Origin of the sequence: Streptomyces colwelliae (assembly GCF_048158785.1) — a bacterium.
Taxonomy (GTDB): domain Bacteria; phylum Actinomycetota; class Actinomycetes; order Streptomycetales; family Streptomycetaceae; genus Streptomyces.
This window is the reverse complement of sequence record NZ_JBLTJC010000133.1, coordinates 1-26,140: the sequence shown is the minus strand read 5'-3', so window position 1 is coordinate 26,140 and position 26,140 is coordinate 1. Positions and strand designations below refer to the sequence as shown.

Sequence of the window (26,140 nt, the reverse complement as noted above, 5' to 3'; positions counted from 1 at the left end):
GTCGTAGCCGGCGGGCGGGTGGTAGGGGCAGGTGCGGTCCTGCGGGAAGGAGACGGGTTCGGGCAGGTCGGTCGGAGCCGTCAGTTCCGTCAGATCCGTCATGGAGACCTCGCAGACGAAGAGTGCGTCTTGCCGATCTTCATTAGATGCCCGAGGCACCTATGAGGCCACCTGAAGTTCGGCCAGATCGGTGGTACCTACAATCTGGCCGAACCTGATGGTGCCGACCGCCTCGGCGATCACGGTCTCAGGACCCGTCGAACGTCACCCGCCCGCGACCGGAATCCCGCCGTCCGCCGGGGCGAAGGCCAGGAACACGGCGAGGCTGTCCTCGTACACGTGATGGCGGACGATCAGTCCGTCCCGGACGGTGAGATGGAGGGCGAACCTGGCGCGATACGGCCGTCCGGTGGGCCTGGCGGTCAGCCGGATCTCGCCGAGCACCACCGCGTCCTCGCCGTCGACCAGGACCCGCTCGACCTCCGTGCCCACCTGTCCCGGCACATGGTGCGCGGCGAGGTCCCGGAAGTGGTCGGCGGCGTCGGCGCGGGTGGCGCGGTGCCGGATCCACGGGGTGGCGGGGCCGCCGTGCGCGTCCTCGGGCCAGTCGAGCCTCCAGTCGACGTGCTCGGCGTACAGCTCGGCGATGTGCTCGGGCTCGGCGTGGCCGATCCGGTGCAGCAGGTCCGCCACGACGGTGCGGGTGGTCGGGGTCGTGGACATCGGGCGCTCTCCCTCGGCCGGTGATCGTGCGGGGTTCCGACTGTGCCGGAGAGGTCGTTCCGGTGCGATTACCTCCGAGGTGGTCACCCGGTGGAGGGGGCGTGGCCGAAGAGAGTCGCGGTGCGGATGAATCGCGCACCGGCTGGTGTTGAATCTCGGTGCGAGACAGCCGTAGAACGCGAGATGGGACGATTGCCATGCCTCTTGAGGGCGAGTACGAACCCAGCCCGTCGCAGTGGGTACGCGACCAGGTCGAGCTGTACGAGAGCTCCGGCGGCACCAAGGGGACGACGTTGATGGACACGGGTCTGCCCGTGATCCTGCTGACGACGGTGGGTGCCAAGAGCGGGAAGATCCGCAAGACCCCGCTGATGCGTGTCGAACACGACGGGACCTACGCCGTCGTCGCCTCGCAGGGCGGCGCGCCCACGCATCCGGTCTGGTACTTCAACGTCCAGGCCGATCCGCGCGTCGAGCTTCAGGACGGACCGCGGAAGTGGGACCTGACGGCCCGCGAGGTCACCGGCGACGAGAAGGCCGCGTGGTGGGAGCGGGCGGTCGCCGCGTATCCCCCGTACGCCGAGTACCAGACGAAGACGGACCGGCAGATCCCCGTGTTCGTCCTCGAAGCGGCCGCCGGAAGCTGACTCCGGAGGCCGGCTGCGACCCGGAGAAAGTTTCTTGTTTCCGGGGCGCATGAACCGGTGACCGTCGGGCATCCGACGTTCAGGCCCCGCCGCGCTCCCCCGTCGCGGCGGGGCTTTCCCTTGCCTCCTCCACCGGCCGGTCGGTGATGTCCAGGAAGATCTCGCCGGTCTCGGACACCGCACGGCCGAGAGACTCCTTGATGCGCATGGAGACCTCCTCGACCCGCTCGCTGTCCATGCCGGGAACGAGGTCGATGCGGGCGGCGACCATCGTCGAGTCGAGTCCCATCCGCATCGTGAACAGCGCTTCCACGCTGTCGATCTCGGGCTCGGCCGCCAGCAACGAGCGGATCCTGTCGCTCAGTTCGGGGTCGACGGCCTCGCCGATGAGCTGGTCGCGGGCGTCGCGGCCGAGGCGGTAGGCGACGTAGCCGAGCAGCACTCCGATCGCGATCGACGCGGCCGCCTCCCACACCACCTCCCCGGTGATCATGTGCAGCGCCATGCCGATGATGGCGAAGGTCACGCCGAGCACGGCCGTGCCGTCCTCCGCCACGACGGTCCGCAGCGCGGGGTCGCGCAGCGCGTCCATGCCGCCGCCCTGGGCGCGCACCTGGTGCAGGGCCCGCAGCAGGGAGATCCCCTCCACGACCAGGGCCACGGCGAGCACGATCAGGCCCACCACATAGCCGCCGGACGTCTCCTCCGCGCCGTTCCGGAGGGCCTCGATCCCCTGGAACACGGAGAAGCAGGCGCCCATCACGAAGATCCCGACGGCCGCGAGCAGCGACCAGAAGAAGCGCTCCTTGCCGTAGCCGAAGGGGTGCTTGCTGTCGGCGGGGCGGCGGCTGCGGCGCAGGGCCGCGAGGAGGAAGACCTCGTTGAGGCTGTCGGCCACCGAGTGCGCGGCCTCCGAGAGCAGCGCGGGCGACCCCGCGACCAGACCGCCGACGGCCTTGGCGGCCGCGATCACCAGGTTGGCGGCGAGTGCGACCAGTACGGTGACGCGGGTCTTCCGGTCCGTCGCGCCATCGGATCCGGGGGCCGTCGTACGGTCGGGCGGGTGATCCTTCGTAAGGTCGGCAGCTGTGTCGCTCATCTACGCCGACTGCCCCTGAAGGTCCTGCTCACACCCTCTACCGAAGCACCGGTTTCGATGACACCGTCGGGGTGCCGACCGTGCCGGCCCGCCCGTTCGTCCGCTGAAGGAGATCCACGTGGCCAAGATCAAGAAGAAGAAACTTCCCCTCGTCTACCAGCCTGTCGGCCTCGTCCTGGGCCTGGTGAGCGGCGCCCTCGCCGGCCGTGCCTTCCGCGCCGCGTGGAAGGCGATACGGCACGAGGACAACGCTCCCGACCCGCTGGACCGGGACCGCGGCTGGGCCGAGATCCTGCTCGCCGCCGCGCTCCAGGGCGCCCTGTTCGCGGTGGCGCGCAGCGCGGCGGACCGCACCGGCGCGAAGGCCATCGAACGCTCGACCGGGATCTGGCCGGCGAAGGACAAGGACGGTCGGGAGTAGGGCGGTTGGGACCGGGGCGGCCGGGAACGAGGCCGCTCAGGCCTGATCGACGGCCGTCGGCGGCACCGGGCGGAGCGTGAAGGAGTGGCCGGCCGGGTCCGCGTACACGCGCTCCTCGTACGGGCCCGGCATGTCCTTGGTCTCCAGCGGGCGGCCGCCGAGTCCGACGATCCTGCGCTCGGCCTCGTCCAGGTCCTCCACCAGGAAGTCGAGGTGGACCTGTTGGTTGTTCTCGGCGCGGGGCCAGCTCGGCGGGGTGGCGCCGAGGTCCCGGCGAAAGGCCAGGCGGGTTCCGTCGGCACCCCTGATCTCCACCTGGTCGAGGGTGATGTCCGTCTGCTCGCCGTCCAGCAACTCCGTGTAGAACACGGCGAGCTTCTCCGGCTCGAGCGCGTCGAGCACCACGAAGCTAGCGTTGACCAGTGCCATGTGTCCTCCGAAGATTCAGGCGGGCAAGGGTCGAGTCCGGTTGCCACGCACCCAACGGATATCCCCGTTCGGCCAGTTGATGCCGACGACCGGCGCCGATCGACGAACGTGCAACAACCGTGCGGCTTCCCTGGTTCGGGTGTGACGCGGGATGTAAGAGTGAGACGGGTGAAGCCTCGTATCGCCGTAGTGACTCTCGCCGTCTGTACCGCGCTCGCTCCGCTCAGCGGATGCGGGAGCGGGAGCGGTACTCATGAATCGTCGCCGTCCTCGGGAGAACCGACGACGTCCGCCGCGAGCCGAACTCCCGCTCCGGGCAAGGGTTCCGAGGTCCCCGACGACATCAACGGCGACGGTCACCGCGACCTCGTGGTGCCGATCGTGGTAGGCGGCGGCGAGGGCGCCACGGACGAACGGGTCGGTGTGGTCTACGGATCGGCCAAGGGCCTCGCCCCGTCGACGCGCACGGTCTACGGCCGCACCGACCTGGGCCTGCCCGAGCCCGGCAGGCAACTCCTCGCCCCGAAGGACTCGTTGTCCGCCGCCGACCTCACCACCGCCGATCTGGACGGCGACGGCTTCCCGGACTTCGTCACCACCGTCCAGGGCGCGATGACGTCGGACAACAACGTCGTCGCCCCGCGCACCCTCCCGTACATAGCGTGGGGCGGCCCCGGCGGACCGACGGGGAAGACCTCCGCGACGCCCGTCCAACTGCCGCAGAGCGCGACGAAGTTGGGTGTCCAGTCGGTGGTGCGCGGCGATTTCGACGGGGACGGGCACCACGATCTCGCCGGGTTCGCGTACAACCACTCGTCCATGGTGGTGATGTACGGCCCGTTCTCGCGCTCGGGCGCACCCGCCCGTACCGACACGAGCCTTCCCTGGGCGGACGGCGACCTCACCGCCGACGCCATCGCCCCGTCCGGTACTCCCCGCGCGACCTCTCTCCTGATGCACGCGGTGAGCGACGGCGAGCAGTCGGGCAACACGATCTACACGGCCCGCCGGGGTTCCCAACTCTCGGCCACTGGACGGCAGTTGAGGAGCGGGAACGCCCACGCGTTCGGCGACTTCGACGGCGACGGGCAGCGCGATGTGGCCATCGGCGACGACGGCAGCCGTAACGACGAGCCGGGCTTCGAGACCGAACCGGCCGACGTCGACGGTTCGCTCGCCGTGTATCCCGGAGCCGGCGGCGCACCGGTGACGTACCGACTGCCCGTGACCCCGAAGTCCGCGCGCACCCAGTACGGGCCCGGTGGTTATGTGTCCGCCGACCCGGACGGCGACGGCCGCGACGGCGTCCTCGTCGCCACGTACGAGGGCGCCACACTCATCGACGGCACCCGGCGGACCACCGTCCTGCGCCAAGGCCCCGCCACGGCGGACGGCAGGAAGATCCCGGCGAAGTGGCGGCACGCCCGGCCCGCGGAAGCCGCCGACTTCAACGGTGACGGCAAGGACGAACTGGTCCTGAACTGGGGCGCGGACGCCAAGTTCGGCACCTACGGCGAGCTGCCCACGCGCTGGTGGATCACCGACGGCACGACGAGGGCGAACAAGGCGACGTTCACGACGACGGCGTTCGCCCCGCACGCCTCGTAGGCGGCCCCGCGCTCCTCATGGGAAACGGGCTCAGTCGGCCACCAGCCACTCCCCGTCGCGCATCAGGTCGCGCCCCTTCAGCTCGTTGGCCTCCCGCCAGGCCTGCACGCGCTGCGGACGGATCCTGAAGTACAGGTAGGGCGTGGCCAGTCGGCGCGGATCGAAGCCGGTCTTCGAGGCGAAGATCTCGGCGTCCTCCTCGGGCAGATCGGCCGGCGTCAGCGTCACCACCGTGCCCTCGATCATCACGACGTCACGGGTCGGCCCGATGCCGAGCCGGGCGACGCCGGTCGAGGCGAGGTTGCGGCCGGTGGGGCTCGCGGCCGGGGTCGCGAACAGCAGGGTCGTGCCGTCCCACACGAACGACAGCGGCACGAGATAGGGCGCTCCCCCGTCCTCGTCGGCCGTGGCGACCCAGGCGTCCTCGTCGTGCTCAAACCGACGGAGGGTGTCCTGCTTGCGCTGCTTCGCGGTGCGTGCGGGCTCTTTGGTCATGGCCCCAGTCTGCCGCTCAGCCGTCCGTCGCCGCACGGATCTCGGCGAGGCGTGCCGCCGCCGCGCTGAGCAGCAGATCCAGGGCCGCCGGGTAGGAGCTGTGCCGCATGGTGGCCACGAGGTGCCGGGCCGTGGCCGCGATGTGCGGGTACGTGTCGGCCGGCAGCCGCGCGTACGTCGCCTGCCATACGGCCGCCTCCGCCTCGCGGGCCGCCTTCGGCAGCGCCGTGTTCGCGGAGTCGAGGGCACCGAAGGCGAGGGCCTGGTCGACGTACGCGTGGTAGATCCGCACCGCCTCCACGTCCGGGAACCCGGCACCGCGCAGCACCCCGAGGATCGCCTCCACGGCCTGGATCTCGTAGACCCGCCCGGTCACCCGGTACGCACTGAGCACCGCCGCCCTCGGATGCGCGAGCGCGCCCGCGTGCATGCGCAGGCCCAGTTCCCGCAGGTCGGCGCGCCAGTCGCCGCTGGGCCGCCAGGTGCGCAACGTCCGGCCGATCAGCTCGTCCGCGACGGCCAGCATCAGGTCATCGGTGTGCCGGAAGTAGCGGTACAGGGAGCTGGGGTCGGCGCCGAGGGCGCGACCGAGCCGGCGTACGGACAAGGCGTCGGTGCCGTGCTCCTCGATCAGCCTCAGCGCGGTCTCGACGATCAGTTCCTCGGACAGGACGACGCCCTGTTTGGTGGGGCGTCTGCGCCGCCGGTCGGCGGCCGGGACGACACGCTCGCTCATACGACGACCTCCTCGCTGCTCGGGTCCGGGTGCCCGCACCTTATGACAACACCGTTGACCTGTTAAGGGCGCGGGCAGTTTCATGTGCGTTCACCGGGGCCGTTCGGGCCCCCCGGTGCGAGCGGAGAGCACGCCATGAACGACACGCCACCCCCGTCGGGGCCCGCACTGCGCAAGTCCCTCGGCCTGCTGGACGGCGTCGCCATCGCCGCGTCCAGCACGGCCGCGACCACCAGCATCGGCATCGGTCTCGGCGTGACCGCCGGGGTGGTCGGGCTGCATCTGCCGGCGATCATGCTGCTCGCGTTCCTGCCGATCCTGGGCATCGCGGGCGCCTACTCCCGGCTGAACAAGGTCGAGCCGAACGCGGGCAACGGCTATGTGTGGGTGGGCCGTTCACTCACTCCGTGGCTGGGCTTCCTGGTCGGCTGGGTGAACATCGTCGCCACGATCGCGTTCCTCGCGTACACCACGGCGGTCACCGGATCGGCCATGATCCAGCTCGCCGGAGAGGCCGGAGTGCACGAGGTGGGCGGCCTCGCCCTCGACCCGGGATCGACGGCACAGACGACCGCCGTGGGCATCCTGATCCTCGTCGCCGTCACGCTCACCGCGGTCACCGGCGTCCGCACCGCCGCCCGCCTCCAGACCGGACTGCTGATCTTCGAGTACGTCGTCCTGCTCGGCTTCTGCGGATACGGCATCGCCACCGGCCCGCACGCCTTCAGCCTGAGCTGGTTCGACCCGTTCGCGATCCCCTCGACGTCGGCGCTCGCGCAGGGCCTGCTGCTGTCGGTGTTCTGCTACTGGGGCTTCGAGGCCGCGTTCACCGTGAACGAGGAGGTGCGCGACCCGCGCGACGCGTCCCGGGCCGGGCTGATCACCCTGGTCACGATGCTGGGCCTGTTCCTGCTCGGCTCGATCGCCTTCCAACGGGTGCTGTCCGAGGACGAGTTGGCGGGCCACGGCGCCCAGGGCCTGGCGTACTTCGGCGACCGCCTCGCGTCCCAGCCACTGGCCGCACTCCCCCTGGTCGCCCTGATGTTCTCGGCGGTCGCCTCACTCCAGGCGGGAGTCATCCCCACCGCCCGAGGGATGTTCGCGATGAGCCGCGACCGCACCCTCGGCCCCGTCTGGTCCAAGGTCAGCTCCCGCTACGGCACTCCGGCCCTCGGCACCCTCCTGATCGGCGCGCTGGCGACGGCGGTTGCGGCACTGGCGCTGGTGATACCCCGCCTCGCCGACATGATCATGGCGACGGTGAACGCCGTGGGGATCGTCGTGGCGCTCTCCTACGCCCTGACCGCCCTCGCCGCCGCCGTCCGCTTCCGCTCCCTCCTCCGGGAGGACTGGCGGCACGGCGTGCGCGCGGTCGTACTGCCCACGCTGAGCGCCATCTCCCTGCTGGGACTGGGCGGTTACCTCGGCTGGTCCTTCTACACCTCCACCGACCACCTCGAAGCCAGCGCGGACAACGGCTGGTTCCTGCTGCTCACCCCGCTGGCGATGATCGCGTCCGGCTTCCTGGCCGCCGCGTGGGCGAAGTGGGTGCGCAGATCCCCGTACTTCCACTCGGGCCAAGGCACCGACGCCGACGCGCCGCAGCTCCTCGCCACCTCCTGACAACCCCGCAAGGATACGAACCATGCACGCAGACCTCCTCTTCACCAACGGCCCTGTCCTCACCCCCGAGGGCCGCACCGCGACCGCCGTGGCCGTCACCGGCGATCGCATCACCGCCGTAGGACACGCCGAGGTGCACGAGCTCGCCGGGCCGCGCACCCAAGTCGTCGATCTGGCGGGGCGGTTGCTGTTGCCCGGGTTCCAGGACGCGCATGTGCATCCGGTGCCGGCGGGGCTTGAGCTGACCCAGTGCGATCTGACGCGGGCCAAGACGGCCGAGGACACGATCGCCGCTGTGCGGGCCTACGCCGACGCGCATCCCGAGCGGGAGTGGATCACCGGGGGCGGATGGTCGATGGAGGCGTTCGAGGGAGGTACGCCGACGAAGGAGCTGCTGGACTCGGTCGTACCGGACCGGCCGGTGTATCTGCCCAACCGCGACCATCACGGCGCCTGGGTCAACAGCCGGGCCCTCCAACTCGCGGGCATCACACGGGACATGCTCGACCCGGTGGACGGACGGATCGAGCGGGACGCGTCGGGCGAACCGGCCGGGACGCTCCAGGAGGGCGCGATGCAGTTGGTCGGCCGCCTCACACCACCCGCAACACAGGCCGACCGGCTCGCCGCACTCCTGCACGCCCAGCGGCATCTGCACGCGCTCGGCATCACGGCCTGGCAGGACGCGCTGGTCGGGGAGTTCCTGGGGATGGACGATCCCTCGGACGCGTATCTCGCCGCCGCCCGGGACGGCTCGCTCACCGCGCGGGTCGTCGGCGCGCTGTGGTGGGACCGCGAGCGCGGGGCCGAGCAGATCCCCGAACTCGTCGAGCGGCGGGCCGCGTTGAGCCACGGACGGTTCCGGGCGGGCAGTGTGAAGCTGATGCTGGACGGGGTCGCCGAGACCGGCACGGCCGCCCTGCTCGACCCGTACCTCGACAAGTGCGGCTGCGCCACGGCCAATCGGGGCACCAGCTTCATCGACCCGGAGCAACTGCCCAAATACGTGACCGAGTTGGACGCGCTCGGCTTCCAGTGCCACTTCCACGCGCTGGGCGACCGGGCTGTACGGGACGCGCTGGACGCGGTCGAAGCGGCACGGGCCGTGAATGGGCCGAGCGACACCCGGCCGCATCTCGCGCACCTCCAGGTGGTGCACCCGGACGACGTGGCGCGGTTCGCGCGACTCGGCGCGGTGGCGAACATCCAGCCGCTGTGGGCCGCGCACGAACCGCAGATGGACGAGCTGACGATTCCGTTCCTCGGGCCCCAACGCGCCTTGTGGCAGTACCCGTTCGGGGCACTGCTGCGCTCCGGGGCCACCCTCGCGGCGGGCAGCGACTGGCCGGTGAGCAGTCCGGATCCGCTCCAGGGCATCCATGTCGCGGTCAACCGGGTCGAACCCGGGGGCGCGGGGCCGGTGTTCCTGCCGGGCGAGCGCCTCGACCTCGCGGCGGCGGTCACGGCGTACACCGCGGGTTCGGCATACGCCAACCATCTGGACGACACCGGCCGCATCACGGAAGGGGCATTGGCGGATCTCGTCGTCCTGGACCGCGATCCGTTTGCCGCTCCCCCGGAGGAGATCGCCGAGACGCAGGTAGCGCTTACCTACGTGGGAGGGACGGGAGTGTACGCAGCTCAGGAGGCGTGAGCAGTAACGGGGATCACGATCGGGGCACGGTGTAGATCATCTAGGCTCTGGGCAGCCTCGTAACCGCTTCTAGGTCCAACTTTCGTACCACGAAGCGTAGTTCGAGGGCGCGGGCGGTCGAACGGACCGCCCGCTCGCAGTGGGGGGACTCAGTGTTCCGTCTCCCGAAAGGAAGCGCATGCCTCAGGACGTCACCTTCGACCTCCCCTTCGACACCCCCGTCAGCGACCATCTGGAGTACGCCCGGGCCCGCCATCTGCGGTGGATCTGGGACATGGGCCTGGTGCGCAGCCAGGCCGGGTTCGAGGAGTACCGGTCGTGGGATCTCCCGCAGGCCGCGGCCCGCACCTATCCGCACGCGTCGGCCGCGGACATGGTCGTCCTGATGAACTGGTTCTCGCTGGCGTTCCTCTTCGACGACCAGTTCGACGCGAGCCGGCCGGACCGCGCGGACCGAATACTCGAAGTGGCGCGGGAGTTGATCGTCACGCCCCTGCGTCCGACGGGCAGCAGGCCCCGGGTGGTCTGCCCGATCACCGTGGCCTGGGCACAGGTCTGGGACCACCTTTCGGATGGCATGTCCCTGACCTGGCGGACCCGGTTCGCCGCGTCCTGGGGCCGGTTCCTGGTGGCGCACTGCGAGGAGGTCGACCTGGCGGCCCGGGGCATCGCGGGCACGCTGGACCTCGACGAGTACACGGAGTTCCGGCGCCGCACGGTCGGCATCCACCACAGCATCGACGCCGGCGAACGCAGCCGGGGCTTCGAGGTCCCGGCTCAGGTGCAGGCGCACCCGCTGATGGAACGCATGCGTGACCTGGCCGCCGACACCATCGGCTTCATGAACGACATCCACTCCTTCGAACGCGAACGCCGCCGAGGCGACGGCCACAACCTGATAGCCGTGCTCCACCGGGACCGCGGCCTGTCCTGGGAAGCGGCGGCCGAAGAGGCGTACCGCATGACGAACGCCCGCCTCGCCGAGTACCTGGAGCTGGAGGCCCAAGTCCCCCAGATGTGCGACGAGTTGACCCTGAACGAGGCCGAACGCCTCCGGGTACAACAGGGCGTGGAAGCCATCCAGCACTGGATCAACGGCAACTACGAGTGGGCGCTGGTCTCGGGCAGGTACACGGCGGCGAAAGAAAGCCCGGCGGCAAAAGCGGAGTTGGCGGGCAAGGGCTCGGTGGACGACCTGTTGGCCGTCTGATTCGCAGGCACGCTGCCCGGCCAAGGGCTTGGGCAGCGTGCCTGTTTTTAGGGGCGCGGGGAACTGCGCGACCAGCCCCAACGCGCCCGCAGACAAAAAACAAACCACTCACACGGCGAACTCAACCGGCAGCCGGTCCAATCGAGACTCCCACGTAGACGCCGTAGAAGTCAGTTCCTCAACCCCCACACCCAACCGCAACCCCGGCAGCCGATGCAGCAGCACATCCACCCCGACCTCAAGAATCGCCTGCCCGATACTCTGCCCCGGGCACTCGTGCGGCCCCGAACTGAACGCCAGATGCGACTGGTTACCCTGCACGGACACCCCCGCGTCAGGCCGAACCTCCGGATCGACATTGCCCGCGGTGAGCCCCAGCACGAGCAGGTCACCCTCCTCGATCCGATGCCCCCCGAGTTCAAGATCCGCCGTAGCGAACCGTCCCGGCAGAACGGCCAACGGCGGGCTGTCCCACATGACTTCCTCGACAACCGCCGAGACGGTCAACTGCCCACTGACCAGCCCGGACAGCCGAGACGCATCCGTGAGAATCCGCTGCAACACCCGAGCCAACAAGTTGCTCGTAGTCGTGTGCGCGGCGATCAGCACAAGCCGCAGATGCATGACGACCTCTTCCGCGTCGAGCCCAGCCGGATGCTCGATCAACGCGGTGGTGAAGTCGGAACCAGGCTCGGTCCGCTTACGCTCGGCGAGTTCACCGAGGATCTCGATGATGCGGTCGTTGTGCAGCAGGGCGTCTTCCCCACCCTTGAGAACCTGCGCGCTGGACTCGACGAGCCGGTTCCCGTCCGCCGCGGGAAGCCCCAGGATCCGGGTCAGCACCAGCATCGGCAGATACTCGGCATAGTCCGCCACCAGATCAGCGCGCCCGGCACCGGCGAACGCGTCGATCTGCTTGTTGGCGAAGTAAGTTGCGTGCCGCCGAACCCCACGCCCGGCCGCCGCCAGCAGCCCGTCGGTCACCGCGCCGCGCAGCCGCCGGTGCGGTTCCCCGTCCTGAGAGACACAGTCCGGACGCCACCCCACCATCGGCATGATCGGCGAGGTGTCCGCCACCCGCCCCTCCCGCCAGTCCCGCCAGATCCGCGCGTCCCGGGAGAACTGCCGGGGGCTGTCCAGCACCCGCCGGTTGTCGCGGTACCCGAGGACCAGCCAGGCGGGGACGTCGCCTTCGAGCAACACCGGTGCCACGGAGCCGTGTTGCTCGCGCAGCCGCTCGTAGATGCCGCGCGGGTCGGTCGCCGCGTCCGGCCCGTACAGTCGCGTGAGGTCGTCACCCGAACCGTGGGCGACGGGGCAGCCCCTCGGAGCATCCGGGTCGTTTAAGGTCTGGTCGGTCATCGGGGCTCCAGTGCGACGACGGCCGAGCGTTCCTTCAAGTGCCGTATCAGCGCGACCAGTACGTCACGGCTGGAGGAGCGGTCGCGGGCGTCGCAGGCCACGACGGGGATGTCCGGGGAGATGTCGAGGGCGTCCCGTATCTCGTCGACCGGGTGCTTCGGGGAGTCGGGGAAGACGTTCAGCGCGATGACGAACGGGACGTCCTGCCGCTCCATCTCCTCGATCGCCCGGAAGCTGGAGGCGAGCCGGCGGGTGTCGACGAGGACCACCGCGCCGAGCGCGCCCTTGAACAGGCCGTTCCACAGGAACCAGAACCGCTCCTGGCCCGGCGTCCCGAACAGGTAGAGGACCAGCTCGTCGTTGATGCCGATCTTGCCGAAGTCGAGGCTGACGGTGGTCTCCGTCTTGTCGGTCACCCCGATGAGGTGGTCGACGCCGGCGCTCGCCTGGGTGAGGGTCTCCTCGGTGGTGAGCGGCTTGATGTCACTGACCGAGCGGACCATGGTGGTCTTCCCGGTGCCGAACCCGCCGGCGATCATCACCTTCACCGAGCGGGTGCCGTCCCCGGCCGGTGCGCCGGGATGGTCAAAGCCTTTGAAGTCCACTGAGTACCTCCTCAAGGAGCGCGAGGTCGGGCCCGCGACCGGCGTCGTGCGCCGGGATGGGGTCACGGGCTTCGACGCGGTCTGCCTCCAGCAGATCCGCCAGCAGCACCGCGAGAATGTTGAAGGGCAGTCCGAGGTGGGCGCCTAGTTCGGCCACCGACAGCGGCTCGCGGCAGCGCCGGAGGATCTCCTCGTGCTCGTGCTGCATGCCCGGTACGGGCGCGGCGCGGGAGACGATCAGGGTCGCCACGTCGAGGCTCGACGCCGAACCGCCCGGTCCGCTGCGCCCTCCGGTGAGGACGTAGTAACGCTCCAGACCGGACGGGTCAATGGGCCGGCGGGGAGCACTCATCCAGAGTGCTCCTCCAGGCGCGCGGTGGTGCCGAGGAGTTCACCCATCCTGCGGGCCAGGTCCCGCATCTGGTGCCCGAGCAGGCCCTGGTCGAGGCCCTCCCGGGCCAGCACGCCGAGATACGTCTCCACACCCGCGCGGACCACGAAGAGATGACCGCCGTCGACCTCGATCATCGCCAGCCGCAACTGCCCCGCGTACTTGGGGAACTGCTCGGCGACCGGCTGGGCCAGCGCCTGGAGGCCGGCCACCACGGCCGCGAAGCGGTCCACGTCGTCGGGGTCCTCCGCGCCGAAGGAGGTGATCGCCTTGCCGTCGCTGGAAGCCACGAGGGCGAAGCGGATCTCCGGGATGCTCTCCACCAGATCGCGGAGCGCCCAGCTCACGTCGGTTCCCTGTTGCGTCATGTGGACTTGTCGCTCTCTTCAGTGCTGTGCTCGGTGAACTCGCGGCCTGCGGACGCCGGTTCCTCCCCCGGGGCCTCCCGTCCGGCCGTGGCGAAGGCCGCCAGGCCGGTGAAGGAGGCGTCGGGCGGTACGGCGGAGACGGCCATCTCCCCGGTCCGCCCGGCCGGTTGGGGCCGCGCCGTCTCGCCACGCTTGCTACGGCGCCTGGGCAGCCCGCCGGGCGTGGTGTCCTCCGCCTCGACGGTCTCCGCCGGGGCCTCGACGACGGCGGTGCCGCGGCTCGCCCCCGCGGTCGCGGCCGTCGCGGCGGCCTGGAACGAGGGGGCGCCGGTGACGGCCGCCGCGGGCAGCCGGCTGAAGTACTTGTGCGGGACCACGACGACCACCGAGGTGCCGAGCCAGGGCGAGTCCGCGAAGGTGACGCGGATGCCGTAGCGGCGGGCGAGGGTGCCGACGACGCGCAGGCCGATGCTGGCGTCCTCGGAGACACCGCCGAGTCCGGGGCCCGCGCCGGTGCCGGCGAGGGCGTGTTCGGCCTCGCGCTTGGACTCCTCGCTCAGGCCCTTGCCGGAGTCCTGGATCTCGATGCCGACGCCGTTGGGCACCTCCTTGCCGGAGACGATCACCGGCTCGGTGGGCGGCGAGTAGCGGGCCGCGTTGTCCAGGAGGTGGGCGAAGATCAGCGTGAGGTGGTCCACCAGACCGCCGTCGACGCCGAGTTCGGGCAGCTGGCGTACGTCGACCCGCTGAAAGTCCTTGATCCGGCCGATGCCGCCGCGCACCACGCTGAGCAGGCGCTGCGGTTCCTGCCACTGCCGGCCGGGCCGGTCCGAGCCGCCGAGCACACCGACGCTCGCGGCGAGACAGTCGGCGGGGCCGATCTCCTGGTCCAGTTCCATCAGACCGCGCGCGACGGCGGGCAACCGCCCGTGCTCGCCCTGGAGTTCGTGCAGTCGGCCGCGGAGCTTGCTGGTCAGTACGTGGATGCGGTTGCCGATGCTGATGACGGCCTGCTCGGCCGCGGTGGAGCGGTTGAACTCCGCCTCGACACCGATGAGCGAGATCCGCAGCACCTTGCGCAGTTCGGCCTGGAGTTCGGCGCTGACCTTCGCGCACTGGTTCGTGGCCGGCAGCAGGTCGTCGATGGCGTCACCCGCGCGCAACTGCTTCAGCGCCTCGGGGAGTTGTTCGTCGGCGAGGCGGGCCACGGCGGAGAGCTGGTGGGCGAGCTGCTCCTGCCAGACCTCGGCCTGGTCGGCGAGCTGTGCCTCGTAGGACGCGGCCTGGTCGGTCAGCCGCTCCTCGTACGCCCGTGCCTGCTCGGCGAGTTGGGCCTCGTAGGCGCCCGAACTGTCGGCGAGGCGGGTCTCGTAGACACCGGAGTGCTCGGTCAGCTGCGCCTCCAGCGTGGCGCGCTCGGCGCTGAACTTCCGCTCCAGGCCCGCCACATGCTGCTGCCACTGCTGGGAGTGCTCGGCCTGCGAGGTGCGGAAACCGCTTTCGGAACGGCGCAGTTGAGTCTGGGTACGGACGAGCAGTCGTACGCACACGGCACTGGCCACCGTGGCCGCCGCTCCGGCCGCGGTCGCGGCTATTCGCTCCGAGCTCATGAACGTGGCGGCAACGGTCCCACCTCCTAAGGCCAGCGGCATCAGCCACCAGCTGTACCAGGCGACAGGGGCCCGCGCCGCCGGTGGCGGAGTGGCGAGTTCCATCTGCATCCTTCGAAGCGACACGAACGAACGGGGGGTGTGCGAGGACAGTCCGCACTCGTGAGGACGCACCACGAGTCGACTGGTGACGATCACGTCAACTCGCTGCGCCGCAGGGGAGCTTATCGGGTTTGAACCGTAAAAGATCAACCTCACGGCGGTGCGGAAGTGAGGGTTCCGTCACTCTCCGAGAAGTCTGAACATGGGCATGTGTCCAGTTACAGTAGACACCTGTCCAAGAAGATGAGGAGTCGATCGATCATGGAAACGCTCGCGAACGTGCTGGTCGGGCTGGTGGCCGCGCTGCATCTGTACATCCTGGTGCTGGAAATGTTCCTGTGGGAGAAGAAGCCCGGGCGCGGTCTCCACGGTTTCGACCCCGAGATGGCCAGAGCCACCGCACCGCTCGCCGCCAACCAGGGCCTGTACAACGGCTTCCTGGCCGCGGGCCTGATCTGGGGCCTGATCGCCGCCGACCCGACCGGCTTCCGCGCCCAGGTGTTCTTCCTGAGCTGTGTCGTCATCGCGGGCGTCTACGGCACGGTGACGGCGAACCGGCGCATCCTGTTCGCCCAGGCGCTGCCCGGCGCGCTGGCCCTGGCCGCCGTCCTGATCGCCCGGTGAGCCGCGCCGAGCCCGAGGACCGGCGGACCGCCCGCACCCGGGCACGGCTGCGCCAGGCCCTCCTCGACGAGTGCGCCGAACGCCCCCTGGAGGAGGTCGGTGTCGCCGCCCTGGCGCGCCGGGCGGGGGTCGGCCGGGCCACGTTCTACGTCCACTACGACGGCCTGGAAGCGCTTGCGGTCGACGCCTGCGCGGACGTCGTACGGGAAGCCGTGGAAGCGTTGCACGCGTGGCGCGGCCGGCCCGACCCGGTGCACGCGCCGCCGGCGCTGCCGGAGTTCTTCGCCGGGCTCCTCCCCCACGCGGCGCTGTATCGCGCCCTGTTGAGCCCGGGCGGCGGCGGTCCGCTCGGCCGGGTCCTGCACCGGGACCTGCGCGCCTACAGCCTCCGCGAGCGCGAACTCGCGGGCGCGGCGGACGCCCCGCTGGTCGCCTCGGCGGTCGCCGGGACCTTCGGCGGGGTCCTCGCCGACTGGCTGCACGGGCTGTTGGAGGGCACGGCGGAGGAAATCGCCGACCAGGTCTGGCAGTTGCTGGTCGCCCTGCACATGAGCCGGTGACGGACGCTCACATGCAGCGCATGCCGTCCTTGACCAAGGGCCACGCCTGCACGCCGTCGGGCGTGCGGACGTACGCCTTCGAGGCGTCAGGCGTGAGCCACAACTGCCAGTCCTGGTACCGGTATCCGGTGTCGCGGGCGCTCGCGGGCATGCGGACATCGCCGTCGTAGGAGGCGGTGAGCATGCCGGGTTCGAGCACCCCGTCCGGATCGCGCGCGTACAGTCTGCCGTTCTCGCCGTCGCCGGTCTCCAGGAAGTGCGCCTTCTGCCAGTCGCAGTGCGCGGCCCCGACCGAGCTGCTCACCACCGTGGTCGGCAGTCGATGTCCGTCCTTGTCGGTCCAGATCTCGTATCCGTGCGCCTTGGTGAAGCTCGCCGGGAGCTCGGCCGGGTCGCAGGAGGCGCTGGTCTCGGGGCCCCAACCCGGCCTGTGCTTCCCGTCCTTGGCGACGACGACGGCGACCTTCGTACGGCCGCCGACGTCGTAGGAGAACAGGACACGCCCGTCCGCCTTGCGCTCGACGCGGTAGCCCGTGCGGGGCACGTCCGGCTGCTCGATGTCGAAGTACGCCCGCAGGCCGCCCTCGGGGTTCTTGCCTCCGTCGCCTTTGCTCCAGGTCTCGGCGTCGCCGCCCGCGTACATCTTGCCGTCGCACTCCAGCGCCCGGCCGGCGGCACCCGACTCGTCGGAGTCGGTGGCCGGTACGTACAGCGGTCCGGCGTAGGGCGTGGCCGGCGGTGTGCCCGCGACCACGGTGTCCTTCCCGTCCTCCGTGCCGCATCCCACCGCCGTCACGGCCACCAGTACGGCGACCCCCGCGAACCCTCTGCGCATGCCCTGCCCCCTTGTGTCGTGTTCCTACGACGCACGGGCGGGCCGAAACGTTGGGGGTTCAGCGGGTTTCCTGGAACGTACGCCGGTATGCCTGCGGGGAGACCCCGATCGCCGCGTGCAGATGCTGTCGCAGGGACGCGCCCGTCGCGAAGCCGACGCGGCCGGCGATCTGGTCGACCGACAGGTCGCTCGCCTCCAGGAGGTCGCGGGCGCGGGTGACCCGCTGCTGGATCAGCCAGCGGCCGGGGCTGAGGCCCACCTCGTCGTTGAAGCGGCGGGCGAAGGTGCGCAGGCTCATGCCGGCGTGCCGGGCGAGGTCGGTCAGGGCGAGGGGCTCGTCGAGGCGGGTCAGGGCCCAGTCGCGGGTGGCGGCCGTACTGGTGACCCCGCAGTCCGGCACCGGCTGCGGAATGTACTGGGCCTGGCCGCCGTCGCGAAACGGCGGGACGACGCAGCTGCGGGCGACCGCGTTGGCGAGTTCGCTGCCGTGGTCCGTGCGCACGATGTGCAGGCAGATGTCGACTCCGGAGGCCGCGCCGGCGGAGGTGAGGATCCGGCCGTCGTGCACGAAAAGCACGTCCGGGTCCAGGTCGACCTGCGGATACAGCGTTCGGAAGCGGTCGACGACCTGCCAGTGGGTGGTGGCTCGGCGGCCGTCGAGGAGACCGGCGGCGGCGAGCACGAAGGCGGCCGTGCAGATCGAGACGATGCGTGCGTCCGGGCGGATCCGGGCCAGGGCGGCGGCGATCTCGGCGGGCAGGCCCTCGGGGATGCGCGGGGTCGCCATGGAGGCGACCACGACGGTGTCCGCCGTATCGAGGATCTCGGGGCCGTGCTCCACCGCGACCGAGAAGTCGGCGCTGGTGCGCACCGGACTGCCGTCGACCGTGCAGGTCAGCACCTCGTAGCGGCCGTCGGCCGCGCCGAAGATGCGGCTGGGGATGCCCAGCTCGAAGGGGTAGACGCCGTCGAGCGCCAGGACCACGACCCGTTCCACATGCCGCATGGCACGATTCTATCGAAGGTTGGCCATCGTGCCATTTTCTTGTGGTGCGGGACCCGGCAGGCTGACTGACCATGAGCACTGTGAACACCATGCGCGTCATCACCCAGCACACCCTCGGCGGTCCCGAGGTCCTCGAGGTCGCCGAGGTCGAGCGCCCCGCGCCGCGCGCCAACGAGATCCTGATCCGGGTCCGCGCCGCCGGGCTCAACCCCACCGACTGGAAGCACCGCGCCACCGGCGGCTTCCTCGGCGAGCCCCCCTTCGTCCTCGGCTGGGACGTCTCCGGCGTCGTCGAGGCCGTCGGCGTCGGTGTCGCCCGTCTCGCACCCGGCGACGAGGTCTTCGGGATGCTGTCCTACCCGTGGGGCTACGGCTCGCACGCCGAGTACGTCACCGCCCCGGCCCGCGCCTTCGTCCGCAAGCCGGCCGGGATCGACCACGTCCAGGCGGGCGCACTGCCCCTGGTCTCGCTGACCGCGTGGCAGGCACTGGTGGAGAACACCCAAGTCCAGCCCGGGCAGCGGGTGTTGATCCACGCGGCGGCCGGCGGGGTCGGACACGTGGCCGTACAGATCGCCAAGGCGCGCGGCGCGTATGTGATCGGCACGGCGAGCGCGGCCAAGCACGACTTCCTGCGTGAGCTCGGCGTCGACGAGGCGATCGACTACCGGGAGACCGACTTCAGCGAGGCCGTGAAGGACGTGGACGTCGTCCTGGACATGCTCGGCGGCGACACCGCGCTCAAGTCGCTGCGGGTGCTGCGCCCGGGCGGGATCGTGGTCTCCATCGTGCCGATGGGCAAGCCGGACTTCTACGAGGAGGCCGAGCGGCTCGGCGTACGGGCGGTCCGGATGCTCGTCGACGCCGACCGCGCCGACATGGAGTCGATCGCGGAACTCGTCGAGGCGGGGAAGCTGCGCGCGACGATCGCCGGGACGTTCCCGCTGGCCGATGCCGCCGAGGCACACACGCTCGGCGCCACCGGCCGCACCGCGGGCAAGCTGGTGCTGACGGTCGACTGACCGACCGAACAGGTCAGAAGGTGAGCACGGGCTTGATCGCCTTGCCCGCGCTCATGTCCCGCACCGCCTGGTCGATGTCCGCGAACGGATAGGTACTGATCAGGCGGTGCAGCGGGAGCCGCCCCTCCTTCACCAGCCGCACGAGCGCGGGGATGAAGCTCTGCGTCTCGCTGTCGCCGAGGGTGAGGCCCACGATGCGCTTCCCGGGGATCAACCCGTTGACGTCCAGGGCGACTTCGCTGCCGAACGGCGGCGCTCCTACGACGACCAGCGTGCCCCGGGCGGCGAGCGCGTCGGCGCCCTGGCGGAGGACGCCGACATTGCCGGTCGTCTCGACGATGCCGTCGGCTCCCTGGCCGTCGGTCAGTACCGCGAGGGTCTCGCCGAGGTCGGCCTCTCCCGCGTCGACGGTGTGGGTGGCCCCCAACTCCTTTGCCAGTGACAGCCGTTCGGCCACCCGGTCGACGGCGATGATCCGGGTGGCCGGGGTGAGCGCGGCTGCCATCACCGCGGAAAGGCCCACGGCTCCGGCGCCGAGCACCACGATCGAGTCGCCCAGTCGCGGCTTGAGGACGTTCCAGACGGCGCCGACTCCGGTCTGAACCCCGCAGCCCAGCGGGGCGATCGACTCCAGCGGCACGTCCGGGTCGACCTTGACCAGGCTGCGCTCGTCGACCAACGCCCGCTCGGCGAACGAGGACTGGCCGAAGAAGTGCCCGCCGAGGGACTCGCCGTCGCGGCTGATGGTGCTGCTGCCGTCGGCGCGCCGGCCGCCGATGAGGTTCAGCGGCAGCCAGGTCGCGCAGTAGGCGGGGTGTCCGCCCTGGCAGTTGCGGCAGTCGCCGCAGGACGTGAAGGACAGCACGACATGATCGCCGGGTGCGACACCGGTGACGGCCGAGCCGACCTCCTCGACGACACCGGCGCCCTCGTGGCCGAGAACTCCGGGGAGCGGAAAGGGCAGTCCGCCGCTCGCCACTCCGAGGTCGGTGTGGCACAGGCCAGTCGCGACGACCCGGACGAGCGCCTCGTGCGGGCCCGGCTCGGCCAGTTCGACATCGGTGAGGGTGAACGGTGCGCCGCCCGACTCGACGACGGCCGCGCGCGTGGTGGTGGACATCGTACGAACTCCTTGGTGGACGTGATCAGTTGAGTTGACGGGCGTGATCAGTTGAGTTGACGGGCGTGATCAGTTGAGTTGACGGGCGTGGTCGGTCGAGTTGACGGGTGTGGTCAGTCGAGGGAGACGACGACGGACTTGGTCCGGGTGTAGGCGGCGAGGCCCTCGGGGCCGTACTCGCGGCCGAAGCCGGAGTCCTTGACGCCGCCGAAGGGGACGTTGGGGTCGAGCATCGCCCAGTCGTTGATCCAGACGATGCCCGCCTGGAGCCGGTCGGCGATGCGGTGGGCGCGGCCGAGGTTGCCGGTCTGGATGCCCGAAGCCAGGCCGTAGGGCGTGGAGTTGGCGAGTTCGACGGCCTCGTCCTCGGTGTCGAAGGGCTGCACGGTGAGGACCGGGCCGAAGATCTCCTCCTGGATCACCCGCGAGTCGTTCGCGAGGTCGGCGATGACCGTGGGCTTGTAGTAGTAGCCGCCGTCCAGGTCGAGGCGTTCGCCGCCGCAGACGATGCGGGCGCCCTCCTTGCGGGCGAGGTCGACGTACTCCTCAACCTTGCGCAGGTGCTTCTCCCCCGCCATCGGGCCTACGACGGTCTCGGGCAGCCGGGGGTCGCCGAGCGGCACTCCGGGGACGGCGTCGGCGAGGATGTTGAGGAGGGTGCTGTAGACGGGGCGGGCCACCAGCAGGCGCGGGCCGCCCATGCAGAACTGGCCGGTGTTGAAGACGAAGCCCTTGATGACCGCGCCGACGGCCTTCTCCAGGTCGGCGTCCTCGAAGACGATGTGGGCCGCGTTGCCGCCGAGTTCCATGGTCACGGGCGTGAGGTTCTCGCCGGCGACGCTCGCGGCGTGCCGGCCGACCGCGGTGGAGCCGGTGAACGCGATCTTGTCGACGCCGGCATGCCGCAGCAGGGCCTCACCGGCGACCGGGCCCGCGCCGGTGACGACGTTGACGACGCCGTCGGGGACGCCGGCCCGCTGGAGCAGTCCGGCCATGTAGAGGGCGCTGAGCGGGGTCTCGTCGGCGGGCTTGTGGACCACGGTGTTGCCGGCCGCGAGGGCGGGGGCGAGTTTCGAACCGGCCAGGATCAACGGGAAGTTGAAGGGGGTGATCGCGGCCACCACGCCGAGCGGCTCGCGCTTGGTGTAGGCGAGCGCGTTGAGCGGGGTGTCGCGGGTGGCGCCGTCCAGGGAGTGGGCGAGGGCGGCGTAGTGCTCGTAGTCGTTGGCCGCGTTGGTCACGTCGACGGCGTGGCACAGGGTGATGGGCTTGCCTACGTCGAGGCTCTCCAACTGGGCCAGTTCGTCGGCGTTCTCACGGATCAGTTCGGCGACGCGGTGCAGGATCCGGCCGCGTTCGCGGCCGCTCAGTCCGGACCAGTGGCCGTTGTCGAAGGCCTCGCGGGCGGCGCGGACGGCGGCGTCCACATCGGCGGGGCCGGCCTCCGCGACCGTGGTGACGACCCGGCCCCGGGACGGGTCGACCACCTCGGTGCGCGCTCCGTCGGCGGCCTCGCGCCAGCGGCCCCCGACGAACAGGCGGCCGGGTTCGATCTCGAAGGCGGTCATCGCCACTCCTCAGCATCGTTGCCAAGATTTCAACCAACAGGATTCCTGTTGGTTTCTCGTCTGGTCCGCAGTCTCATTACAGACAGGTTTCCTGTCAATGCTCTAGGGTGAATCCATGGCTGAATCCCTGGTTGGCGCCCCAGCGACAAAGGCACCCCCGTCCCTGCTGTACATGGTCAAGCAGGTGGAGCTGGTGGTCCGCTCACGCCTGGACGAGCTGGTCAAGCCGTACGGGATCACCGCACTCCAGTACACCGCGCTCACGGTCCTGGAGCGACACGACGGCCTGTCCGCGGCGCAGCTGGCCCGCGACTCCTTCGTCACCGCGCAGTCCATCGCCGACCTCGTGCGCTCCCTGGAGGGGCGCGGGCTGATCCGCCGGGAGCGCAATCCGCGCAATCGCCGCGAGCTGCTGATCCTGCTCACCGAGGAGGGGCGCGAGCTGCTGACGGGCTGCGCCGAGCCCGTGCGGGAGCTGGAGGAGCGGATGGTCGCCCAGCTCACGGCGCATCAGAGCGAGCAGTTCCGGCAGGCACTGTCGAAGGCCTGGCACGCGCTGTCGTGAGACGGGGCGTACGCCGGTCCGTGGCTGCCGCGCACATCACAGAAAGCTCTGGCTAGATTCGAAGACATATGTCAATCGAACATGCTCAAATTCACTCCATCGAGGGTAACTTGCAGGGCGGGGAGCGCTTCTACGCTCAACCCCGCTTCACCGAGGGCCGGTTGGAGGCGATGTGGACGTGCAGCAGGAACCCGCGCCGCTGACCCGGTATCTGCGGATCCACCGGGACCGCGGGTTCACGGTCCTGGAGTTCCGCGGGGAGATCGACATCGCCGCGGCGACGGAGATCCTGCCGTATCTGGACCGGGTGACGGCACGGCCCCGCGCGCGGATCGTGATCGACCTGAGGCAGGTCGAGTTCTTCGACTGCTCGGGGCTGCGCCTGCTGTTCCGGGCACGGCAGCGAGTGGTGGAGCGCGGCGGCAGGCTGCATCTCGTCTGCACGCACCCGCTGACGCTGCGCATCCTGCGGGTCACCGGCCTCAATCGGCTGCTGCCGCCGCAGCCGACGCTGGACGCGGCCCTGGAGCAGCCCGAGGCCACGTCCGGCACGTTATGAGCCGTGCTCTTCCGCATGAGCCGTGCTCTTCCGCGATCTCCCGCGATCTCCCTTGCCGGCAGGGCTACTTGAGGATCTTGGTGACCTGACCGGCGCCCACGGTCCGCCCGCCCTCACGGATCGCGAACTTCAACCCCTCCTCCATCGCGATGGGTTGGATCAGCTCGACGTGCATGGTCGTGTTGTCGCCCGGCATGACCATCTCGGTGCCCTTCGGCAGGGTCACCACCCCGGTCACGTCCGTCGTGCGGAAGTAGAACTGCGGCCGGTAGTTGTGGAAGAAGGGCGTGTGCCGGCCGCCCTCGTCCTTGGAGAGGATGTAGGCGCGGGCCTCGAACTCGACGTGCGGGGTGACCGATCCGGGTTTGATGACGACCTGGCCGCGCTCCACGTCCTCGCGCTTGACCCCGCGCAGCAGCAGTCCGACGTTCTCGCCGGCCCGGCCCTCGTCGAGGAGTTTGCGGAACATCTCGATGCCGGTGACGGTCGTCCGGGTCTTCTGCGGGTGGATGCCGATGATCTCCACCTCGTTGTTGACCTTCAGCACCCCGCGCTCGATCCGGCCGGTGACGACCGTGCCGCGCCCGGTGATGGTGAAGACGTCCTCGATCGGCAGCAGGAACGGCCGGTCCACGTCCCGTACCGGCTGGGGCACGAACTCGTCGACGGCGGCGAGGAGTTCGAGCACCGAAGCGGTCCACATCGGGTCCCCTTCGAGGGCCTTCAGCGCGGACACCTTGACCACCGGGAGGTCGTCGCCGGGGAACTCGTACTCGGTGAGCAGCTCGCGCACCTCCAGTTCGACCAGTTCCAGGATCTCCTCGTCGTCGACCATGTCCGTCTTGTTGAGGGCGACGACGATGTACGGCACGCCGACCTGCCGGGCCAGCAGCACGTGTTCCTTGGTCTGCGGCATGGGTCCGTCGGTGGCCGCGACGACCAGGATCGCGCCGTCCATCTGGGCGGCGCCGGTGATCATGTTCTTGATGTAGTCGGCGTGCCCGGGGCAGTCGACGTGCGCGTAGTGCCGGTGTTCGGTCTGGTACTCGACATGGGCGATCGAGATCGTGATGCCGCGCTGCCGTTCCTCGGGCGCCTTGTCGATCTGGTCGAACGGCGTGAAGGGGTTGAGGTCGGGGAACCGGTCGTGCAGCACCTTCGTGATGGCCGCCGTAAGCGTGGTCTTGCCGTGATCGATGTGACCGATGGTGCCGACGTTCACATGGGGTTTGGTCCGCTCGAACTTCGCCTTCGCCACGGCGAGTCCTCCTGATCACCTCGGTGCTGCCGAGCGTTGCTCCATCCCCTCATGTCTATTCGTTCGGCGGCGCGTCGAACAGGGCGCTGACGGACTCGCCGTTGTGAATGCGGCGCACGGCCTCGGCGAGCGCCGGGGCGATGGACAGGATGCGCAGCTTCTCGGTGCGCTCCTCCTCGGGCACCGGCACCGTGTTGGTGCAGACGATCTCCAGTACGTCGGGCTGCTCCCCGATCCGCTTCAGCGCGCCCGACGCGAACAGGCCGTGCGTGCAGGCCACTCGGATCGAGCGCGGCCCCAACTCCCGCAGCCGGTCCAGGAGTTCGAGCACGGTGCTGCCCTTGGCGATCTCGTCGTCCAGGACGATGACGTCCCGGTCCGCGATATCGCCGATGACGGAGCTGATGACCACCCGGTCGTCCGCGTACCGCTGCTTGGCGCCGGCGGCCACCTGTGCGCCGATCAGCCGGGCGAACGCGGCGGCCTCCTTGGCGTTGCCGAGGTCCGGGGAGACGACGGTGGTGCGGGAGAGGTCGTACTGCCGGAAGTGCGCGGCGAGTTCGCGCAGTGCGTGCAGGTGGTCGACCGGCACCGAGAAGAAGCCGTGCACCTGCGGCGAGTGCAGGGTCATGGCCAGCACGCGGCTCGCGCCCGCCGCCACCATGAGGTCGGCGACCAGCCGTCCGCCCAGCGAGATGCGCGGGGCGTCCTTCTTGTCGGAGCGGGCGTACGAGTAGTGCGGCATGACGACGGTGATCCGCCCGGCGGAGGCACCGCGCGCCGCGTCGCACATCAACAGCAGCTCCACCAAGTTCTCTTGAACCGGCTTGACGAGCGGCTGGATCAGAAAGACGTCCCGTTCCCGGCAGTTGGCCTGGAGCTGCACCTCCAGGCAGTCGTTGGCGAACCGGCTGACCCGGGTGGGGCTGAGCGGAACACCGAGATGCGCGCAGACCTCCCTGGCCAACTCGGGGTGGGCACTCCCGCTGAACACGGCGATGTCTCGCACGATCTGCTGCTCCTCGCATGATCATTCCCGGCCGTGGTTCATGCTACTGACCCGCGAAAACGGGTTGCGTACCGCCCACTCCCGCACGCCATGATGGCGGCGCCTGTACTCCCCCGCATGTCAGGAGCCCCAGATGCGCCGACTCCTCGGAATCCACCAGCTTCCCCACTGGACGACGGTTCTCGAGGACTCGATCACGCATGCACACCCTGAACATCGGAATTCTGGCCCACGTCGACGCCGGTAAGACCAGCCTCACCGAGCGGCTGCTGTTCGACCACGGCGCGATCGACCGGCTCGGCAGCGTCGACGCGGGTGACACCCGTACGGACGACGGCGCGATCGAGCGGCAGCGCGGGATCACCATCCGCTCGGCCGTCGCCGCGTTCACGTCCGGCGACACCCAGATCAACCTGATCGACACCCCGGGACACTCGGACTTCATCGCGGAGGTCGAGCGCGCCCTGGAGGTGCTCGACGGCGCGGTCCTGCTGCTCTCCGCCGTGGAGGGCGTCCAGGCACAGACCCGGGTCCTGATGCGGACCCTGCGTCGGCTACGGCTGCCCACGCTCGTCCTCGTCAACAAGATCGACCGGGCGGGCGCCCGCGCCGACGACCTGGTCGCGGACATCCGCCGCCGGCTGACCCCGCACGTCGTACCGCTGACGGACGTGACCGCCCTCGGCACGCCCGCGGCACGCGTACGGCCCCGCCCGCCCTACGACCCGGAGCTGGCCGAGGCACTCGCCGAGGTCGACCCGGACATCCTCGCGGCCGTCGTCGACGGCCCGCACCCCACCCCGGACGACCTGCGCAAGTCCCTCGCCGCCCGCACCGCCGACGGCTCCGTCCACCCGCTCCTGTTCGGCTCGGCCCTCGGCGGCCAGGGCATCACCGAACTCGTCGACCACCTGATCCGCCTGATCCCACC

28 protein-coding genes are annotated in these 26,140 nt (G+C 70.2%); 12 read left to right on the top strand and 16 right to left on the bottom strand.

All coding sequences use genetic code 11. The features are described 5' to 3' along the window. Nucleotides 1-264: 264 nt before the first annotated feature. Nucleotides 265-723 carry a nuclear transport factor 2 family protein gene (locus ACNFOC_RS26260; RefSeq protein WP_416961541.1) on the bottom strand — a complete coding sequence of 153 codons (459 nt, stop codon included), beginning with the start codon at nucleotides 721-723 and terminating at the stop codon, nucleotides 265-267. A gap of 197 nt (nucleotides 724-920) precedes the next feature. Between ACNFOC_RS26260 and ACNFOC_RS26255 the strand changes: the two genes are divergently transcribed. After that, a complete protein-coding gene (locus ACNFOC_RS26255; RefSeq protein WP_416961540.1) occupies nucleotides 921-1,370 on the top strand; it encodes a nitroreductase family deazaflavin-dependent oxidoreductase in 450 nt (149 codons plus the stop codon). 79 nt (nucleotides 1,371-1,449) lie between these two features. Here the strand turns inward: ACNFOC_RS26255 and ACNFOC_RS26250 are convergent, their stop codons facing one another. Further along, nucleotides 1,450-2,469 (bottom strand): cation diffusion facilitator family transporter, encoded by a 1,020-nt coding sequence (locus tag ACNFOC_RS26250; protein ID WP_416961539.1) that lies wholly within the window; start codon nucleotides 2,467-2,469, stop codon nucleotides 1,450-1,452. 118 nt (nucleotides 2,470-2,587) lie between these two features. Here ACNFOC_RS26250 and ACNFOC_RS26245 point away from each other — a divergent pair, with 118 nt between their 5' ends. Further along, a complete protein-coding gene (locus ACNFOC_RS26245) occupies nucleotides 2,588-2,890 on the top strand; it encodes a DUF4235 domain-containing protein (RefSeq protein ID WP_416961538.1) in 303 nt (100 codons plus the stop codon). Nucleotides 2,891-2,926: 36 nt separating this feature from the next. On the opposite strand, the gene ACNFOC_RS26240 is transcribed toward ACNFOC_RS26245, so the two are convergent. Further along, nucleotides 2,927-3,319: a VOC family protein gene (locus tag ACNFOC_RS26240; protein ID WP_416961537.1), complete on the bottom strand. Its 393-nt coding sequence runs from the start codon at nucleotides 3,317-3,319 to the stop codon at nucleotides 2,927-2,929. Between the two features lie 168 nt (nucleotides 3,320-3,487). Here ACNFOC_RS26240 and ACNFOC_RS26235 point away from each other — a divergent pair, with 168 nt between their 5' ends. Next, nucleotides 3,488-4,927, top strand: a complete 1,440-nt coding sequence (locus ACNFOC_RS26235) for an FG-GAP repeat domain-containing protein (protein ID WP_416961536.1) — start codon at nucleotides 3,488-3,490, stop codon at nucleotides 4,925-4,927. A gap of 30 nt (nucleotides 4,928-4,957) precedes the next feature. Here the strand turns inward: ACNFOC_RS26235 and ACNFOC_RS26230 are convergent, their stop codons facing one another. After that, nucleotides 4,958-5,422 (bottom strand): pyridoxamine 5'-phosphate oxidase family protein, encoded by a 465-nt coding sequence (locus ACNFOC_RS26230; protein ID WP_416961535.1) that lies wholly within the window; start codon nucleotides 5,420-5,422, stop codon nucleotides 4,958-4,960. Nucleotides 5,423-5,438: 16 nt separating this feature from the next. Then, entirely contained in the window at nucleotides 5,439-6,158 is a 720-nt protein-coding gene (locus ACNFOC_RS26225; protein ID WP_416961534.1) for a TetR/AcrR family transcriptional regulator, read from the bottom strand. Between the two features lie 135 nt (nucleotides 6,159-6,293). Between ACNFOC_RS26225 and ACNFOC_RS26220 the strand changes: the two genes are divergently transcribed. From ACNFOC_RS26220 to ACNFOC_RS26210, 3 genes are all read left to right on the top strand, one after another. Next, nucleotides 6,294-7,781: an APC family permease gene (locus tag ACNFOC_RS26220; RefSeq protein WP_416961533.1), complete on the top strand. Its 1,488-nt coding sequence runs from the start codon at nucleotides 6,294-6,296 to the stop codon at nucleotides 7,779-7,781. A gap of 22 nt (nucleotides 7,782-7,803) precedes the next feature. Then, a complete protein-coding gene (locus ACNFOC_RS26215; RefSeq protein ID WP_416961532.1) occupies nucleotides 7,804-9,435 on the top strand; it encodes an amidohydrolase in 1,632 nt (543 codons plus the stop codon). Nucleotides 9,436-9,613: 178 nt separating this feature from the next. Continuing rightward, nucleotides 9,614-10,645 carry a 7-epi-alpha-eudesmol synthase gene (locus ACNFOC_RS26210; protein WP_416961531.1) on the top strand — a complete coding sequence of 344 codons (1,032 nt, stop codon included), beginning with the start codon at nucleotides 9,614-9,616 and terminating at the stop codon, nucleotides 10,643-10,645. A gap of 108 nt (nucleotides 10,646-10,753) precedes the next feature. Here ACNFOC_RS26210 and ACNFOC_RS26205 read toward each other — a convergent pair whose 3' ends face one another. The 5 genes from ACNFOC_RS26205 to ACNFOC_RS26185 are packed head-to-tail and all read right to left on the bottom strand — an operon-like array spanning nucleotide 10,754 to nucleotide 15,086. After that, nucleotides 10,754-12,007, bottom strand: a complete 1,254-nt coding sequence (locus ACNFOC_RS26205; RefSeq protein ID WP_416961530.1) for a cytochrome P450 — start codon at nucleotides 12,005-12,007, stop codon at nucleotides 10,754-10,756. Further along, nucleotides 12,004-12,612 (bottom strand): GTP-binding protein, encoded by a 609-nt coding sequence (locus ACNFOC_RS26200; RefSeq protein ID WP_416961529.1) that lies wholly within the window; start codon nucleotides 12,610-12,612, stop codon nucleotides 12,004-12,006. The genes ACNFOC_RS26205 and ACNFOC_RS26200 overlap by 4 nt, the downstream gene beginning before the upstream one ends. Beyond that, nucleotides 12,593-12,964 (bottom strand): DUF742 domain-containing protein, encoded by a 372-nt coding sequence (locus tag ACNFOC_RS26195; RefSeq protein WP_318020589.1) that lies wholly within the window; start codon nucleotides 12,962-12,964, stop codon nucleotides 12,593-12,595. Before ACNFOC_RS26195 ends, ACNFOC_RS26200 begins: the two co-directional genes overlap by 20 nt. Then, the gene (locus tag ACNFOC_RS26190) at nucleotides 12,961-13,371 is read right to left on the bottom strand and encodes a roadblock/LC7 domain-containing protein (RefSeq protein ID WP_019057749.1); all 411 of its coding nucleotides are present in this window, start codon (nucleotides 13,369-13,371) and stop codon (nucleotides 12,961-12,963) included. Before ACNFOC_RS26190 ends, ACNFOC_RS26195 begins: the two co-directional genes overlap by 4 nt. Beyond that, a complete protein-coding gene (locus tag ACNFOC_RS26185; protein ID WP_416961528.1) occupies nucleotides 13,368-15,086 on the bottom strand; it encodes an ATP-binding protein in 1,719 nt (572 codons plus the stop codon). Before ACNFOC_RS26185 ends, ACNFOC_RS26190 begins: the two co-directional genes overlap by 4 nt. Nucleotides 15,087-15,344: 258 nt before the next feature. Between ACNFOC_RS26185 and ACNFOC_RS26180 the strand changes: the two genes are divergently transcribed. Together ACNFOC_RS26180 and ACNFOC_RS26175 are read left to right on the top strand one after the other, a co-directional pair. After that, entirely contained in the window at nucleotides 15,345-15,707 is a 363-nt protein-coding gene (locus tag ACNFOC_RS26180) for a DUF1304 domain-containing protein (RefSeq protein WP_329263330.1), read from the top strand. Then, nucleotides 15,704-16,267, top strand: a complete 564-nt coding sequence (locus ACNFOC_RS26175) for a TetR/AcrR family transcriptional regulator (RefSeq protein WP_416961527.1) — start codon at nucleotides 15,704-15,706, stop codon at nucleotides 16,265-16,267. Before ACNFOC_RS26180 ends, ACNFOC_RS26175 begins: the two co-directional genes overlap by 4 nt. 7 nt (nucleotides 16,268-16,274) lie before the next feature. Here ACNFOC_RS26175 and ACNFOC_RS26170 read toward each other — a convergent pair whose 3' ends face one another. Both ACNFOC_RS26170 and ACNFOC_RS26165 read right to left on the bottom strand, forming a co-directional pair. After that, nucleotides 16,275-17,102 (bottom strand): hypothetical protein, encoded by an 828-nt coding sequence (locus ACNFOC_RS26170; protein WP_416961526.1) that lies wholly within the window; start codon nucleotides 17,100-17,102, stop codon nucleotides 16,275-16,277. A 58-nt stretch (nucleotides 17,103-17,160) separates the two neighbouring features. Further along, nucleotides 17,161-18,108, bottom strand: coding sequence for a GlxA family transcriptional regulator (locus tag ACNFOC_RS26165; RefSeq protein ID WP_416961525.1), 948 nt, complete (start codon nucleotides 18,106-18,108; stop codon nucleotides 17,161-17,163). A gap of 71 nt (nucleotides 18,109-18,179) precedes the next feature. Here ACNFOC_RS26165 and ACNFOC_RS26160 point away from each other — a divergent pair, with 71 nt between their 5' ends. Then, the gene (locus ACNFOC_RS26160; protein WP_416961524.1) at nucleotides 18,180-19,130 is read left to right on the top strand and encodes an NADP-dependent oxidoreductase; all 951 of its coding nucleotides are present in this window, start codon (nucleotides 18,180-18,182) and stop codon (nucleotides 19,128-19,130) included. 13 nt (nucleotides 19,131-19,143) lie between these two features. On the opposite strand, the gene ACNFOC_RS26155 is transcribed toward ACNFOC_RS26160, so the two are convergent. Continuing rightward, on the bottom strand, nucleotides 19,144-20,250 hold the full coding sequence (locus ACNFOC_RS26155; RefSeq protein ID WP_416961523.1) for an NAD(P)-dependent alcohol dehydrogenase: 1,107 nt from the start codon (nucleotides 20,248-20,250) through the stop codon (nucleotides 19,144-19,146). Nucleotides 20,251-20,363: 113 nt separating this feature from the next. After that, entirely contained in the window at nucleotides 20,364-21,818 is a 1,455-nt protein-coding gene (locus tag ACNFOC_RS26150) for an aldehyde dehydrogenase family protein (RefSeq protein WP_416961522.1), read from the bottom strand. A 115-nt stretch (nucleotides 21,819-21,933) separates the two neighbouring features. On the opposite strand from ACNFOC_RS26150, the gene ACNFOC_RS26145 reads away from it, so the two are divergent. After that, complete coding sequence (locus tag ACNFOC_RS26145; protein WP_416961521.1) at nucleotides 21,934-22,383, top strand: MarR family winged helix-turn-helix transcriptional regulator; 450 nt, start codon at nucleotides 21,934-21,936, stop codon at nucleotides 22,381-22,383. A gap of 178 nt (nucleotides 22,384-22,561) precedes the next feature. Next, complete coding sequence (locus tag ACNFOC_RS26140) at nucleotides 22,562-22,942, top strand: anti-sigma factor antagonist (RefSeq protein ID WP_416961542.1); 381 nt, start codon at nucleotides 22,562-22,564, stop codon at nucleotides 22,940-22,942. A gap of 64 nt (nucleotides 22,943-23,006) precedes the next feature. Here ACNFOC_RS26140 and tuf read toward each other — a convergent pair whose 3' ends face one another. Then, nucleotides 23,007-24,200, bottom strand: a complete 1,194-nt coding sequence (tuf, locus tag ACNFOC_RS26135) for an elongation factor Tu (RefSeq protein WP_416961520.1) — start codon at nucleotides 24,198-24,200, stop codon at nucleotides 23,007-23,009. A 55-nt stretch (nucleotides 24,201-24,255) separates the two neighbouring features. Further along, nucleotides 24,256-25,209, bottom strand: coding sequence for a ribose-phosphate diphosphokinase (locus tag ACNFOC_RS26130; protein WP_416961519.1), 954 nt, complete (start codon nucleotides 25,207-25,209; stop codon nucleotides 24,256-24,258). 200 nt (nucleotides 25,210-25,409) lie between these two features. Between ACNFOC_RS26130 and ACNFOC_RS26125 the strand changes: the two genes are divergently transcribed. After that, nucleotides 25,410-26,140, top strand: a 731-nt coding sequence (locus tag ACNFOC_RS26125; protein WP_416961518.1) for a GTP-binding protein, incomplete at its 3' end; no start/stop codon positions are given.